Source organism: Thermophilibacter immobilis (assembly GCF_015277515.1).
In the GTDB taxonomy this organism is placed as follows: Bacteria; Actinomycetota; Coriobacteriia; order Coriobacteriales; family Atopobiaceae; genus Thermophilibacter; species Thermophilibacter immobilis.
The window spans coordinates 403,197-418,045 of the sequence record NZ_CP063767.1 but is presented as its reverse complement, the minus strand read 5'-3'; the positions used below and the strand labels follow the sequence as shown (position 1 = coordinate 418,045).

The window sequence follows — 14,849 nt, the reverse complement described above, 5'->3', positions numbered from 1 at the left end:
CTGGGTTTTAGGACTTGGAGATGTTCACCTGCTGGTTAGTGATAAGTACCTTGCCGTCGGAGCGCTGGACGTAGCCCTGGACGGAGCCGGTCATGCCCGTGTTGACGTTCTCGGACGCGTACACGAGCATGGGGTCGTAGCTCACGATTGCCTTGAGGGCCTGCTTGTAGTAGTCAGCGCGCGCGCCCTGATCGGTGACCTCGAGCGCCTTGGCGAGGAGGTCGTCGACCTCCTCGTGACTGAAGCCCGCCCCGTTGCCCAGGGCCCCCACCTCGGAGCTGCTGAAGAGCTTGTTGAGGAAGAAGTAGGGATCGGGGTACCACGTCCAGCTCATGCCATACAGGTCAGCCTGACCTGCAGCGGCAACGGCGCTGAAGGTGCCCCAGTCCGCCGGGTTGATGGTCAGGTCGATGCCGAGGTTCTCCTTCAGGCTCTGCTGGAGGATGGTCGCCATCTTGAGACGGGCTTCCGTGTTGGAGATGTAGAGGTTGAGGCTCAGACCGTCGCCGTAGCCCGCCTCCTCGAGAAGCTGCTTGGCGCCCTCCGGGTCGTAGGAGGGAACGTCAGCCTCGAGGGAGGAGTCATAGCCCCAGCTACCCGTGGGCAGGGGAAGGCTGGCCTCCACGGCCTCGCCGTAGGGATAGACCCCCTTGGTGAGATCCTCGCGGTTGACCGCCATAATGATGGCCTTGCGGACGCGCTGGTCGGCCGTGGGACCGTTGACCTGGTTCATGTAGACGTAGGCCACGTGCAGGCCCGGCGTCTGGTTGAGCGTGAGGTCGGTGTTGTTCTTGACCGTCTGGACCGCCTCGCCGGTCAGCGAGGTGGCCATGTCGACCTCGCCCGTGGCGAGCGCGTTTGCGGCCTGGTTCATGTCGGTGACGACCTTGACGGTCACGCCATCAAGGTAGGGCGTGGGACCCCAGTAGCCGTCGTGGCGCGTGAGGTCGGACTGCTGGTCCTTCGCGAACTGCTCGAGCGCGAACGGTCCGCTGCCCACGAGGTGATCGCCGAAGGAGTCTCCCCATCCCTCGACCTCCTCCTGCGGGACGATAACGTTGCCCGCGTCCGTGAGGGCGGTGAGAAACGACGCGGCGGGAGAGGTCAGGACGCACTCGACCTGCGTGTCACTCACAACGTTGCAGTGGTCGAGCATGCTCAGACGGTTCATGGAGGACTCGTTCGCCGAGCGCTCGAGGGAGTACTTGACATCGTTGGCGGTCACCACGCGACCGTCCTGGTACTCGCCGGGCTGGAACTTGGCGTCGTCGCGAATCGTGAAGGTGTAGGTGAGACCGTCGTCGCTGATGGTCCACTCCGTGGCAAGACTCGTGCTGATCTCGGATAGGTCCGTCTTGTACTCGACGAGGGTATCGCAGACGCTGTTGATGATCTGGGACTCGTAGGTACCCGTGTACAGGATCGGATCGAGGTACTTGGGCGAAGACGGAAGAGAAATCACGAGCGTGCCACCGGACGCCTGCTCGCCTGACGTGGCCGCATCAGACGTGGTGCCGTCATCGGAGCTGCACCCCGCAAGGCCCACAGCGGCCGCGCCCAGGCCAAAGAGGCCGGCGGTCCGCAGAAAATTCCGCCTCGAAAGGCACCCTTGCTCGATAAGAGCTCCGACCTCGTCCTCGTTCTGGTTATTCATGACAGTCCCTCCCTTTGTTTACGCGTTCATCGACCGGGAGCGTCCTTCGTCGCCCCAAGGCAGTCTTTGCCAAGAAGGATGACATCGGCAACGTCATGTGACTTACGAGGGGATGTTTATTTCATTCATGCGAAACATCGGGGGGCGCTCTGTTTCGGTTCGGAGTCATCCCACTTTCACATGAGTTGCGCCGCCGCCCCCCCACTCCCCTCACCTTTGCTCCGGGTACTACACTGTCTCGTGTTGACTCGTCGCTTCTTGGAGGGAATCCCATGCTGCTTCGCCAGGTGCTCGACATCTATGACCTTCTCGACAAGCCCGCCGCCTCCGGAGAAGAGGTGGAGGGCTTCCTGCGCTCCCACGGGGCGACCGATGTGACCGTCGAGCGCATAGGCGGCGAGCGGGGCGGCACCGACTGCATCAAGGTCCTCATCCCTGGAACGTCCGGCAAGTCATCGGGTGGTAGTGCCCCCACGCTGGGCATCGTTGGGCGTCTCGGCGGCATAGGGGCCCGTCCCGAGCTAATCGGCGCAGTCTCCGACGGCGACGGCGCGCTCGCGGCCCTCGCGGCGGCACTCAAGCTCGCGGAGATGCACGAGGCGGGAGACGTGCTCACGGGCGACGTCATCGTGGCCACGCACGTCTGCCCGGACGCTCCCACGCTGCCGCATGAGCCGGTCCCCTTCATGGACTCGCCCATCGACATGGAGACCATGAACCAGATGGAGGTCGACGAGCAGATGGATGCCATCGTCTCCATCGACACCACCAAGGGCAACCGCATCATCAACGTCAACGGCATCGCGATCTCCCCCACGGTCATGCAGGGCTACCTCCTGTCCGTCTCCGATGACCTCATGGACGTCATGACGCGCGTGACGGGCAAGATGCCCGTGGTCTTCGCCCTCTCGCAGCAGGACGTCACGCCGTACGGCAACGACCTCTATCACCTCAACAGCATCCTGCAGCCCGCCACCGCTACGGATGCGCCCGTCGTGGGCGTGGCCATCGTCACCGAGCAGATGGTCGCCGGCTGCGCCACGGGTGCCACGCACGCAAACGACGTCGAGGAGGCCGCGCGCTTTGCCGTGGAGGCCGCCAAGCTCTTTGGGCAGGGGGCCTGCTCCTTCTACGATGAAGCGCAGTTCGCGCACCTCGTGGGGCTCTACGGACCCATGAGTCGCTTTCAGAGCTCGGGAAACGCCGAGCAGCGAAACCGGCAGGAGCGCGTATGACGCGGACGAGAATAGCCGGCATCACGGTGGGGCAGTCGCCACGCACGGACATGACGGACGACCTCAAGGCAGCCCTTTCGGACACCCTCGAGCTCGTCCAGTATGGTGCCCTCGACGATCTGACGCTCGCGGACGTGCGGCAGGAACTTGCGCCCGCGGCCGGAGACGAGGTGCTGGTCTCACGCATGCGCGACGGCTCGCAGGTCACGTTTTCCGGGGAGCGCGTGGTGCCCCTGGTACAGGCGCGCGTGGACCAGGCCGAGCGGGAGGGAGCCCGCGCGGTCATCGTCCTGTGCACGGGAGCCTTCCCCCAGCTGCGCCATCGCGTCCCACTCGTCTTCCCGCAGCCCCTGCTCCACTCCGTCGCCCGGGCCCTTGCCGGAGACGATAGCGTGGCCGTCGTGGTTCCCGAGACCTCCCAGGTCGAGCAGGCACGCGCACGCTGGAGTGCCAGCGGCGTCCAGGTCGACGTCGTGGCCGCGAGCCCCTACGCGGGCATCGGGGGCGTGACGGAGGCCGCGCGGGGGCTCGCCGGGTCGGGTGCCGCGTTTCTCTGCCTCGACTGCATGGGCTTCTCGCGTGCGATGCGCGACGCCGCCCGCGAGGCCTCCGGGCTCGACGTGCTTCTCCCCCGCACGCTCGTGGCCCGTGTGGTGAGCGAGCTTCTGGGATAGCTCCGCGGCAGCCGCCCCTCCGCTGCGGGCCTCGCCGCCCCCACCACTCATCGCTTCTGTGCGGCCGCAAAAATCAGAGTAGCATCCCCGAGGCACTCCTCGCTCCGCATTTCCACAGGTAGAGGAGTCGAAGGTTTTTGTCAGTCGAGCACTCTTGTCATTTGCGGCCGCACCAACGATGACGGAGCTCAGGGGAGGGATGGACAGCCTGCCACCTTGTCTCCGCTATCACTGCTGTGGCTTTTGCATGAGCAAACGGCAGAATTATGCACCGCACGCAAGAGACCCCCAGTTGCCCGGGGGTCCTTATGCATTCTATGGCGCGTCGCTCTCACAAAAGTCGCGATGTGGGCGTGGTTTTCTTGTGGGCGCGTCCCCTACTTCACAAGCTCGCCCGCTAGGTAGGTTGCCTTGAGCTCGAGATCCTTGTCAAAGACCACGAAGTCCGCCAGGCGCCCCGGCTTGATGAAGCCGCAGCGGTCGTCGACGCGCGCGGAACGGGCAGCCACCTCGGTCGCCATGCGGATGGCCTGGTCGGCCGTCACGATTCCCCAGTCGTAGACGTTCTTGACGACCTCGGCGAGCGTGGCCACAGAACCCGCCAGGCTGTCCTTGTCACGCAGGTAGCAGGCACCGTCACGCATGACCACGGGAAGGCCTCCGCTTACGTATTCGCCCTCGGGCATGCCGCCGCAGCCCAGGCAGTCGGTGATGAGGACCACGTGGTCCCAGCCCTTGGAGCGCACGACGGCGTCCACGGCGGCGGGGGTGACGTGGTGACCGTCGCAGATGAGCTCGGCGTAGGTGGACGGCGTGGTCATGGCGCAGCCCACGACGCCGGGGTCGCGATGGTGCAGGCCGCGCATGCCGTTGTAGGTGTGCACGAAGCAGCTGGCACCGGCGTTGACGGCAGCGAGGGCCTGGTCGTAGGTGGCGTCGGTGTGGCCGATGCAGGTGACCACGCCACGCTCGTCGAGCGCGGTCACGTACGCGACGGAGCCGTCGCGCTCGGGCGCGAGCGCGCTCTTGACGACGCGCCCGCCGGCGCGCCTTTGCCAGTCGTCGAAGACCTCCACAGACGGGTCGATGAGAAACGCGGGGTTCTGCGCGCCCACGTGCTTCATCGTGAAGAACGGACCCTCTAGGTAGATGCCCTGGATGCGCGCGCCCACGAAGCCGGGCTCGCGGCTCTCGTCGGCCTCGGCGATCGAGGCGCAGGCCTCGCCGATGTGCTCCGGCGTCTCGGTGAAGGTCGTGGGCAGCCAGGAGGTGGTGCCCCGACGGGCGAGCGCGGCGCTGGAGACGTTCACGCCCGCGGCGTCGATGTCGGCCGTCGCATGGTCGTAGAAGCCGTGGATGTGCGTGTCCACGAGCCCCGGAGCGATCCAGGACCCGGAGAGGTCAACGACCTCGCCTGCGGGCTTCTCGGTGGTGAAGGGTCCGAACTTTCCGTCAACGACCGGCAGGTAGCCGGGGCCGGCAAGCGAGCCGGGAAGGACAAAGCGATCGGCATAGATGGCGTACGTGCTCATGGCAGTCTCCTTACGCCTCGAACGAGTGGATGGTCACGCCCTTTACCACGCGATTGACGGTCCCGGTGGGACTGGGCGTATCCGGAGTATTCCCCACCTTGACGGAGGTCATAAGAGAGACGCTCTGTGCGACCATGATGTAGGGCAGCGCGAGATAGGCCGCAGGCAGGGGCGCGTACTGGCTGCCAAAGGTGAAGGAGTCGCCCTCGTACTTCTGTGCGCCCTCCTGCTGAATGGCCACGACGGACCGCGCAATGCCGTCGCCGCCAATCTCGTCCAGGATGTCGAGGTCGTACTGGCGGGTGTAGGCGTCGTTGCTCACGAGCACAAAGACCAGGGTCTTGCCGTCCACGAAGGACTTGGGCCCGTGGCGGTAGCCCATCGAGGTGTCGAAGGACGTGGCGATAAGGCCATGCGTGAGCTCGAGGATCTTGAGCTGGCACTCGCGCGCCTCGCCCCCGAAGGCGCCGGACCCCAGGTAGGTGATGCGATTGAAGTCCTGGTCGATCCAGTGCCGGATCTCGGGCTCGCGGGAGATGACCTCGCGTCCCATCCGGGCGATCTGGGAGACCCAGCTGGCCTTCTCCTCGCGCGATGCGGTGTCAAAGATCAGGGCCGAGAGGAGCTCCATGCACGAGTAGCTTCCGGTCATGGCAAAGCCCTGGTCGTTGGCCCCGGGCAGGAGCAGCGTCAGGTTCCTGGCGTCGCCCGCGAACTGCTGGGCGAGCTTGCCCTCGGGCGCGCAGGTGATGTTGAGGTAGAGGACGTCGTCCAGGACCTGGCCGGCGCGCTCCACGGCGGCAAGGCTCTCGGGGCTGTTGCCGGAGCGGGCAAAGGAGACGAGCACCGTGGGGTCCTCGGGGCGCAGGAAGTCCAGGGGTGCCGAGACGAGGTCGGTCGAGGCAATGGCCTCGAAGACGAAGTAGGGGGCATCACCATGACGGCGCAGGTACGGCGTCACCGTGTCGCCCACGTAGGCCGAGGTACCCGCTCCGGTGAAGACCACGTGGGTGCGTCGGTCGTTGCCGCCAAGCGCGGCCGCGCGCTCGATAAACGCGGCGATCGCCCCGGCGTTCTGATCGTAGACCTTCAGCGTCTCCCCCCACAGGTCGGGCTGCTGCTTGATCTCGCGAGTGGTGATCTGTGCCCCCATCGATGCCAAGGTCTTGGTGTCCAGCTCAAACATGGTCATGCTCCCTTCCCGCTAGGACGCGTCCTAGCTGCGAATATGTGAGATCTTGTACGTGAACTGATCGGCGCGCGCCACGCTGTGCGTATACTCGATGACGATGTTCTTGTCGTTGTGGGTGGTGCGCATGAGCTGCAGCACCGGGGCGCCCTCGGCAATGCCCAGGGCGGCGGCGTCGGCGCTGCGCGCGATGCTCGCGTAGAACTCCTCCTCGGCCGCACGAATCTTCTGGTGGTAGTCCTGCTCGATGATGTCGTAGAGCGGCTTTTGGGCCACGTCGTCGGCGCTGAGCGAGACGAACTCCTTCACGGGCAGATACGTGCGCTCCACCATCATGGGCACCTCGTCGGCCAAGCGGAGCCGCCGCATGCGATAGACCTTCTCGCCTAGGCGGATGCCCAGGTGATCGGCAATGGACTTGGCCGCCTCACGAACCCCGAACTCCAGGATGATCGTCTTGGGTACCCGCCCGAGCTCCTTCATCTGCTCGGTGAAGCTGTAGGTCCCCATGAGGTTGGTGGCCTCGTGGGAGATGTCCGAGACGAAGGTGCCCCGCCCGTGACGGCGACTGATGAGCCCCATGGTCTCGAGCTCCTTGAGTGCCAGGCGGACCGTGGTGCGAGAGAGGCCATAGCGCTCCGAGAGCTCGCGCTCGGACGGCAGGAGATCACCTGGCTCGAGCTCGTTTTCTATCTTCTCGCGCAGAAGATCGACAAGCTGGTCGTAGAGCGGCTGCTTTCTTGAGACGGTGCCCATGTGACCTCGCTCTCTTGTTATGCCCAAGGCATGGACCGGGCACGGGCCGAGAAGCCCCGCCTGGTCCATGCCTCACGTATAGAACCCAAAGCCGGACGCGCCCGACGAGCGCGCGAGAAGCAGGGGGAGGTGCACGGAGAACCGCGCACCTCCCCGAAAAGCGGCCAGTCGCTAGGCGACCCAGATGTTGGGCCACCAGCCAAACGGACCAGCACCAAGGATGCCGATCACGAGCATCAGGAGGATGCCCTTGATCGGGGTGAAGTTCTTCTTGGTGAACAGGTAGTACAGGAGCAGAACGAGCGCGAGGGGCACGAGCTTGGGCATGACGGTGTCAAGCGTGTCTGCCACAGAGAACGTGACCGGGGTCTCGCTGACCGTGCCGTAGGTGACGGAGGTCATGCCATTGCCCAGGTCGGTCTCGCCGGTCGTGACCGCGTTGCCGTCGGCGTCGGCCATCACGAGGGGGTTGCCCTCGAGGTCGGTCATGGCCAAGGAGCCCACCTCGGCGGTCGTGGTGTCAGCGGCCAGGCCGGAGAAGTTCTTGGCGTCCTCGTTGGAGACGACGACCGTGGTCGGAGCCAGGCTACGCGCGGTGCCGTTGGGAATCGTCAGGTTGATCTGCGTGCCGCCCATAGTGACGGTCAGGCAGCCTACGACGAAGACGCCCATGATGGAGGCGGCACGCGTGAATGCCTGCATGTTGGCGGTCAGGGCGTCGATGGCGCTCGTTCCCACCTTGTACGCCCAGTTCATCAGACCAAAGCGCAGCGCGAACTGGAAGACGTTGAAGACGAGCAGAAAGACGATCGGTCCGGCGATGCTGCCGGCGATGGCCATGTTGGACGTGATGCCCGCCGTAATCGGCACGAGCGTCAGCCAGAACAGGGCGTCGCCGATGCCACCGAGCGGCGAGGCCGCAGAGATGCGGACGGCGCGGATGGTCTGGGTGTCGACCTTGTTCTGCTCGAGAGAGAGCACGATGCCCATGACGAACGTCACGAGGAACGGGTGCGTGTTGATGAAGTCCAGGTTGTGGGACATCGACGCCGCAAGGTCGTTCTTGTTCGTGTGGACCTTCTCGAGGCCGGGGATCATGGCGAACAACCAGCCGCCGGACTGCATGGTCTCGTAGTTGAACGAGGACTGCAGGAAGCAGGAGCGCAGGGCCATGCGGTTCAGGGTCTTCTGGTCGACCTGGGGAGCTGGGGTCAGATCCTCGTACTTCGCGGGAATCTCGAATCTCTCGTTAGATGCCATCTTCGTCACCTCCATCAAGGGCAGCGGCACCCGCGAGCTCGGTCTGCTGCTGGAAGTCCCAGAAGGCGAAGCCGAACGCGATGAGCGCCAGGATGAGCAGGGCAGGAGAGGCAAGCGCCGGGATGGCGGCCACGATGATGGCCAGGCCGAAGCCCAGGAAGAAGAAGCCCCACATGTCGCGGCTCATCATGATCTTGAGCAGGATGCCAAAGCCGACGAACTTCATCATGCCACCGGCAGCGGAGAGACCCCCGTTGAGCCACGCGGGGATGGCCGAGACGACCTGCTCGCCGACGGCGAGGCCGCCCACGAAGAACAGGGTGACGATGACGGCGAAGATGAGGCCGAGAATGGCCTCGGAGATGACCGTGAGCTTGGTGATAGCCTTGGTGTCAGCCTTGGCGGCGGCGCCGCGGAAGGACTCCAGGAGCGGGGCGCGCAGCGTGAAGAACAGGGTCACGCCGTACTGGCCGAGCAGGGCGAACGGAATCGCCGTGGCGACGGCGATGTTCGGGTCCATGTTGAGCGAGCAGGCAAAGATGGTTGCCATGATGCCGCCGATGACCGCGTTGGGCGGCTGGGCACCGCCAATCGGCATGTTACCGATCGTCATGAGCTGATACGTGCCGCCGACGACGAGTCCGACCTCGAGGTTTCCAAGGATGGCTCCGACGATGGCACCCGTGACGATGGGCTGGTACAGCGACTCAAGGAAGTCGAACTGGTCGATTGCCGCGATGAACGTGACAATGAAGATAAGAACGACCTGAATGGCTGAGACGTTATCCATCTATGCTCCTCCTTTCATATACATTCAACAACGTAAGGTCCTTGTCGCGAGCACCTGCGGCCCGCGCAAGACGGCCGCTATGCGAATAGCTTGTTAAGGTCCTCGATCGGCGTCGAGGGAACGCGCCTGATCTCGAGCTCAACCCCCTTCTCTCGCAGCTCCTTGAAGGCGGCAACGTCCGCGTCATCCACCGCGATCGAGGTGGCGACCTGCCGCTTTCCTTCTGTCATATGCATATTGCCGATGTTGACCTTCTTGATGGGCACGCCCCCGCGCACGAGCGCGAGCACGTCAGCGGGACTCTCGGCAATAATGAATATCTTCTGTCTGGCCGCGGCCTTGTGAATGACGTCGATGGTCTTCTGAAGCGTGAAGAACCTCGTCTGGACGCCCGTGGGGGCGGCCATCTTCATGAGGTTCTGACGCATGGTGTTCCCCGCGACCTCGTCGTTGGCAACGAGCAGGAGGTTGGTCCCCAGCGTGGAGTTCCATTGGGTGGCAACCTGCCCGTGGATGAGACGGGCGTCGATGCGCGTGAGGACAATGTTGGGCTCCGCCATCTTCTCTCCTTTCCTGAGCGCGCCTGAGGCGCGTCGTACAGCATGTCGTGCGCCAGAGGCGCAAATTACCAGAGCCTACTTTTTGGGATCGGACTGAATCGTCTGCACGGAGAAGCGCGAGACCTCGAGAACCGCACCGGAGCGAACCTTCACGCACACGCGCTCGGCGCCGACCTCGGTGAGCGTGCCGTAGATGCCTCCCCCGAAGACGACCGGCTTGCCCACGGCGAGCTCCTCGTGCAGCTCGGCGAAGTACCTCTGCTTCCTCTTGAGCGTGACGGCCCGCCAGATGAGGTAGACGAGCCCCATGATGAGCAGGAGCGCGCCCAGGGCGAACGACGACGCCAACACGTTGTCCCAGAAGTTGACTGGCATTAGAGACCCTCGCCATCCTGGTCGTCCGCGTCATCAGACGAGAAGTCGAGCGTTTTGTGGTCGATGCCCATGCGACCGACCTCGACGGCCGTGGCCACGAGCTCTTCGGCCTTGGTGGACTCGCCGCGCTCGCTCATGCACTCGAGCAGCATGGGGAGGTTGGCACCCGTGACAACCTCGACGCCGGGCGTTCGGGCCGCAGCCATCATCGCCTGGTTGAACGGCGTGCCGCCGAGCAGGTCGCAGAAGACCACGACCTCCCCGCACCGCGCGGCCATGTCCGCAATGGCCCCGCCGAGCTTTGCGGGAAACTCCGCGGCCTCGGACTCAAGAAAGGTCACGGCAACGAAGTCCGGCTGAGGCCCGCCGACCATCTCGAGCGCACTTTGTACGCCCTCCGCAAACGCTCCATGTCCCGTGAGAATGCAGCCGACCATCGCACTCCTCCTTCGTCTGTGGCGTCCCTACGACCTACCCTGCAAGAAAATCCTAGGACATTCCACTTTTCCGTAGGATTAACTGGTTGTAACCATGTGACTTGCTACACCACTGTAACCTATTGGAAACAGATTTCTCCATGACTCCTGCAAAATATTCCGAGATGCCGCTTGTCGGTAAAAATCGACCGTTCGACCGAAATTAGACTTCCGACAGGCACTTTATTAGATTGAATCACATCTATTAAGCACAGTTTTCCTGCTTGATTCCACTTTGGATCTTCTTTTTTCTGTGTTTTATCGTTTCCATTTTTTCAGATACTGGTATTAATTAGGTGGTACCTCTTTTAATTGATTGTCGTAGGCTGCCCATCGCTCATCAGCTGCAAGGGGCTCGCCCCGCGTGAGAGAAGCCTGGCCTTGCACGGTCGGGCCTCAGCGGGAAACGCAAGGTTTCGAAACCAGAGGGCACGGGCGGCACGCCTCCGCCGTAGTCTCAGGGACGCTAAGATGCAGGGGACTCGTTCGCGCACGGGCCTCGGCCCTTATCAGAAGGAGACGACATGATCTCGACCGTCACGCTCAACACCTCCGTCGACAAGGCCTATCAGCTCGCAGGCCCTCTCGTCGACGGCACCGTCATGCGCGTGGCCACCTGCATCGACAACGCGGGGGGCAAGGGCCTGAACGCGGCTCGCGCCGTGGCCACGTGCGGCGAGAAGGTCGTGGCCACGGGATTCGCGGGCGGTAACAACGGCCGGCTGCTCTGCGAGCTGCTCGACGCAGACGGAATCGAGCACGACTTCGTCAACGTGGCGTCAGAGACCCGCTGCTGCGTCAACGTACTCGAGCCTGATGGCCGCTCAACTGAGTTCCTGGAGCCGGGACGCCCGGTCGCACAGACGGACATGCGGGCCATAAGGCGGCGGGTCGCCCACATCGCGGGTGAGGCCGACGTCGTGACCATAGACGGCAGCGTCCCCGAGGGTGCCGGCGAGGACACCTACCGCGAGCTCGTGGCCATCGTGCGCGCCGCGGGCGTTCCCGTCATCCTGGACACGTCCGGCTCCCTGCTCGTCAGGAGCCTGGAGAGCCGACCAACCATGATCAAGCCGAACGCCGACGAGATCGCCGCCATCCTGGGCCGTCGGCCCTCATCGATCGACGAGGTCATAGGTGCCGCGCGCGAGGTCCACGAGCGCTATGGCATCGAACGCGTCGTGGTGTCTCTGGGCGGCGAGGGCTCGGTCATGGCCTGCGGCGAGGGGACTTTTCACGGACACGCCCCAAAGATCGAGGTCGTCAACCCCGTGGGCTCGGGAGACACCATGGTGGGAGCCATGGCGGTGGCCATGGCGCGCCGGATGAGCGTCACCGACCAGCTGGCCTATGCGATCAGCTGCGCGAGCGCCAACTGTCTCACTGCCTCCACCGGCCACTTCGACCTCTCTGTGGCCGAGGGTCTGCGCGCAAGGACGACGGTCGAGCGGGTTGCGTAGGACGCGTCGTCCCTCGGCCCGTCAGAGGGACGACGCTCGCTAGCCCTCGAACGGCCACCCGCCGGAGGCGAGGACCTCAAGGGCCTGAGCCACAGCGTCATCCTCGCAAGACCCAATGTGCCAGCGGGCGGCGCGAGCCGCCTCGGGCGTGGCGTTCGCGACGGCCACGGAGTGGGGGACGTGGGCAAAGAGCGGCAGATCGTTGTCCGCGTCGCCAAAGACGACGACCTCTTCGGGGGCAATGCCGAGGTGCCCGCAGAGCCAGACGAGGGCGGTCCCCTTGTTCCATCCCCGAGGCATGACGTTGGAGAAGTGCGGCAGGGCGCGGTCGACGTCCACCTCGCAGACCTCCTCGTTCAGACGCGCCACGAGCGCGGCGGTCTTGGACGCGTCGCCTCCCATGAAGACGTTGGCCTTGACCACGGGAGACGCGGGGACGTCGTCAACGGGGACGCAGCTCTGGGCGTAGGCGGAAAAGATGGGCGCGAGATCCTCCACCGCACCCTCCACGAGCAGCGGCCGGACTTCGTCGAAGCAGAGAAGCCCCGCGCCTGGCGTCTCGGCCACGATCTCGCGCATCTGCATGAGCGCCGCACGGGGAAGCGTGCGCTCGAGGATCTTCTCGCCTGCGGAGTAGATCTGCAGGCCGTTGGTAGCGAGCGCCGTGGCGCAGCAGCGCGCGTCCTCGCCAAAGAAGGCCGGAATCCATGCGTAGCCGCGCCCGCTCGCCGGCCCCACCACGAGACCGGCGTCAAGGGCCTGGTTGAAGGCGCGCACGGTGCGCGCGGAGACCTCGCGCTCGCCGCGCGGCAGGATCGTGGCGTCGATGTCGGTCAGGACGAGCTTGATGGCCATGGCTTCGTTCCCTCTACAAGGATTTTTTCTCAGTATAGGCCTCGACGACGCACGCTCCCAGCTCGGCGGCGTCCGCGCCGACCTGCCCCTCGGGGTCCTGGTCCATGATGACGACGTCCGCGTCCGCGAGCGTGCCGAACCACATGAGCCCGGGCGCGCGCACCTTGGCGGCGTCCATGAGGATGAAGGTCTTGTCGGCGCAGGTCAGAAACGCCCGCTTGAGCTCGGCCATCTCCTGGTTGTTGGTCATGAGGCCGCGCCCCGGCACGTAGGAGGTGGGGGTCACGAAGGCATTGCTCGGATGCAGCAGCTCGAGGGAGCGCAGGGTCAGGGGGCCCGCCGTGTAGCGATGCCCCTTGCGCAGGCCGCCCCCGAGCATGACCACGTCGAGGGCCGGCATCGAGCGGTCCACGTAGTCGGCGATGGTGAAGTCGTCGGTCACGACGGTGACGCCCGTGCGATCGCCCAGGACTCGGACGAACTCGAGCGCGGTGGTGCCCGAGTCCACGAGCACGGCGTCCCCGTCGCGGACGTACGGCGCTGCCACGCGCGCGATGGCTCGCTTGGCCTCGACGTTCACGTTGACGCGACGGTCCTGCACCGAGACGGTGAGCGTCCGCGAGAGCGACACCGCGCCCCCGTGCGTGCGGCGGAGCTTGCCGCCGCGGGCCAGGGCGTCGAGGTCCGCGCGCACCGTGACGCGCGAGACGCCGAACGCCTCCGCAATCTGCGTGACCTGCACGGACGTCGCGCTCTCAAGCATGGAGAGAATGGCGGCGCGACGCTCTTCGCTCGACGGTGACGGCATGGGGCGGCTCCTCCCTCCTTTTCTCATTATGGCGGAATTGTGTTTCCTTTACTTTCCTTAAGAGCAAGATATCACAGGTCTTTTCCTTTCTTTTTTAAAATTCCCGTCGCTTTCGAAAACCGTCTCCAAGTGTCTAGAGACCTGTCCGGGGGACCTTCCTGGGTCGTCCGGAGCCGCAGGGCACTCGAGAGAGCCTTCGTTTGCTTGCCGTTCGGCAGCCCAGCCTCTCCCATCTGCTCCCCGCGCAGGCTAAGAGTGCCGCGCGTCGCACGTACAATGGTGACAACGCCACAGGGCCGGACGCCGTCCGGCGGAAGAAGGGAGTTCGAATGTTCGTCACCACGAAGGAAATGCTGCTCGACGCCCAGGCCGGGCACTACGCGGTCGGCGCGTTCAACATCGAGAACCTCGAGTTCGTCATGGCCGTCATCCGCGCCGCGGAGGAGCGCCGCTCCCCCGTCATCCTGCAGACCACGCCTGGCACCATCAAGTACGCGAGCCTCGACTACCTCTCCGCGATGTGCCGCGTGGCCGCCGAGGCCGCAAGCGTTCCCGTAGCCCTTCACCTTGATCATGGCGACAGCTTTGATCGCAGCGTCCAGGCCATGCGCGCGGGCTACACCTCCGTCATGATCGACGGCTCTCACGTCCCGTTCGAGGACAACGTAGCGCTCACCGCATCCGTCACCAAGGTCGCCGCGCCTCTGGACATTCCCGTCGAGGCCGAGCTCGGCAAGGTCGGCGGCAAGGAGGACGACGGGCCGGCCGTGGAGGGCGAGAACCCCTACACCGACCCAGACCAGGCCGAGGAGTTCGTGGCGCGTACCCGCTGCACGTCGCTCGCCGTCGGCGTGGGCACCGCGCACGGCGTCTACAAGGGCACCCCGCACATCGAGCAGGGCGTCCTCAGGGATATTCGCGGCCGTCTCGACATACCCCTGGTGCTCCACGGCACCTCGGGCGTGCCCGACGACCAGGTCGCCGAGGCCATCGCCAATGGCATCTGCAAGGTAAACTACGCCACCGAGCTCCGTCAGGCGTTCACGCGCGGCTTCATGGGCTACATGAGCGAGAACCCCGCCAACTTTGACCCCAAGAAGCCATCCAAGCCCGGCATGGACGCAATCGCGGAGGTCGTCTCCAGCCACATGGACAACCTCGGCTCCTCGCACAAGGCGTAGCAGCTCCCGGCTTTTCGAAGAGCAGTCAGCCGGCGGCGTGCCCT

15 protein-coding genes are annotated in these 14,849 nt (G+C 64.8%); 4 read left to right on the top strand and 11 right to left on the bottom strand.

The features are described from left to right. Positions 1-7: 7 nt before the first annotated feature. A complete protein-coding gene (locus INP52_RS01845; protein WP_194371896.1) occupies positions 8-1,654 on the bottom strand; it encodes an ABC transporter substrate-binding protein in 1,647 nt (548 codons plus the stop codon). A gap of 272 nt (positions 1,655-1,926) precedes the next feature. Between INP52_RS01845 and INP52_RS01840 the strand changes: the two genes are divergently transcribed. Both INP52_RS01840 and INP52_RS01835 read left to right on the top strand, forming a co-directional pair. Next, positions 1,927-2,889: a DUF1177 domain-containing protein gene (locus INP52_RS01840; protein WP_194371895.1), complete on the top strand. Its 963-nt coding sequence runs from the start codon at positions 1,927-1,929 to the stop codon at positions 2,887-2,889. Then, entirely contained in the window at positions 2,886-3,563 is a 678-nt protein-coding gene (locus INP52_RS01835) for an AroM family protein (RefSeq protein WP_194371894.1), read from the top strand. The genes INP52_RS01840 and INP52_RS01835 overlap by 4 nt, the downstream gene beginning before the upstream one ends. Before the next feature lie 377 nt (positions 3,564-3,940). Here INP52_RS01835 and nagA read toward each other — a convergent pair whose 3' ends face one another. The 8 genes from nagA to INP52_RS01795 all read right to left on the bottom strand — a co-directional run bounded on the left by nagA (position 3,941) and on the right by INP52_RS01795 (position 10,462). After that, complete coding sequence (nagA, locus tag INP52_RS01830) at positions 3,941-5,095, bottom strand: N-acetylglucosamine-6-phosphate deacetylase (protein WP_194371893.1); 1,155 nt, start codon at positions 5,093-5,095, stop codon at positions 3,941-3,943. Between the two features lie 10 nt (positions 5,096-5,105). After that, positions 5,106-6,281, bottom strand: coding sequence for an SIS domain-containing protein (locus tag INP52_RS01825; RefSeq protein ID WP_194372821.1), 1,176 nt, complete (start codon positions 6,279-6,281; stop codon positions 5,106-5,108). 30 nt (positions 6,282-6,311) lie between these two features. Continuing rightward, the gene (locus INP52_RS01820) at positions 6,312-7,040 is read right to left on the bottom strand and encodes a GntR family transcriptional regulator (RefSeq protein WP_194371892.1); all 729 of its coding nucleotides are present in this window, start codon (positions 7,038-7,040) and stop codon (positions 6,312-6,314) included. A gap of 171 nt (positions 7,041-7,211) precedes the next feature. Next, positions 7,212-8,300, bottom strand: coding sequence for a PTS system mannose/fructose/sorbose family transporter subunit IID (locus INP52_RS01815; RefSeq protein ID WP_194371890.1), 1,089 nt, complete (start codon positions 8,298-8,300; stop codon positions 7,212-7,214). After that, positions 8,290-9,090 (bottom strand): PTS mannose/fructose/sorbose/N-acetylgalactosamine transporter subunit IIC, encoded by an 801-nt coding sequence (locus tag INP52_RS01810; protein ID WP_194371888.1) that lies wholly within the window; start codon positions 9,088-9,090, stop codon positions 8,290-8,292. The genes INP52_RS01815 and INP52_RS01810 overlap by 11 nt, the downstream gene beginning before the upstream one ends. Positions 9,091-9,167: 77 nt before the next feature. After that, on the bottom strand, positions 9,168-9,650 hold the full coding sequence (agaV, locus tag INP52_RS01805; RefSeq protein WP_194371886.1) for a PTS N-acetylgalactosamine transporter subunit IIB: 483 nt from the start codon (positions 9,648-9,650) through the stop codon (positions 9,168-9,170). 75 nt (positions 9,651-9,725) lie between these two features. After that, complete coding sequence (locus INP52_RS01800; RefSeq protein ID WP_194371884.1) at positions 9,726-10,025, bottom strand: preprotein translocase subunit YajC; 300 nt, start codon at positions 10,023-10,025, stop codon at positions 9,726-9,728. Continuing rightward, positions 10,025-10,462: a PTS sugar transporter subunit IIA gene (locus INP52_RS01795; protein WP_194371882.1), complete on the bottom strand. Its 438-nt coding sequence runs from the start codon at positions 10,460-10,462 to the stop codon at positions 10,025-10,027. Before INP52_RS01795 ends, INP52_RS01800 begins: the two co-directional genes overlap by 1 nt. Before the next feature lie 563 nt (positions 10,463-11,025). Between INP52_RS01795 and INP52_RS01790 the strand changes: the two genes are divergently transcribed. Beyond that, positions 11,026-11,961 (top strand): 1-phosphofructokinase family hexose kinase, encoded by a 936-nt coding sequence (locus tag INP52_RS01790; RefSeq protein WP_194371879.1) that lies wholly within the window; start codon positions 11,026-11,028, stop codon positions 11,959-11,961. Positions 11,962-12,000: 39 nt separating this feature from the next. On the opposite strand, the gene INP52_RS01785 is transcribed toward INP52_RS01790, so the two are convergent. Further along, the gene (locus INP52_RS01785) at positions 12,001-12,816 is read right to left on the bottom strand and encodes an HAD family hydrolase (RefSeq protein WP_194371877.1); all 816 of its coding nucleotides are present in this window, start codon (positions 12,814-12,816) and stop codon (positions 12,001-12,003) included. Between the two features lie 13 nt (positions 12,817-12,829). Next, positions 12,830-13,624, bottom strand: a complete 795-nt coding sequence (locus INP52_RS01780) for a DeoR/GlpR family DNA-binding transcription regulator (protein WP_194371875.1) — start codon at positions 13,622-13,624, stop codon at positions 12,830-12,832. Positions 13,625-13,953: 329 nt separating this feature from the next. Between INP52_RS01780 and INP52_RS01775 the strand changes: the two genes are divergently transcribed. Continuing rightward, positions 13,954-14,805, top strand: coding sequence for a class II fructose-bisphosphate aldolase (locus tag INP52_RS01775; protein WP_194371873.1), 852 nt, complete (start codon positions 13,954-13,956; stop codon positions 14,803-14,805). The last annotated feature ends 44 nt before the right edge of the window (positions 14,806-14,849 follow it).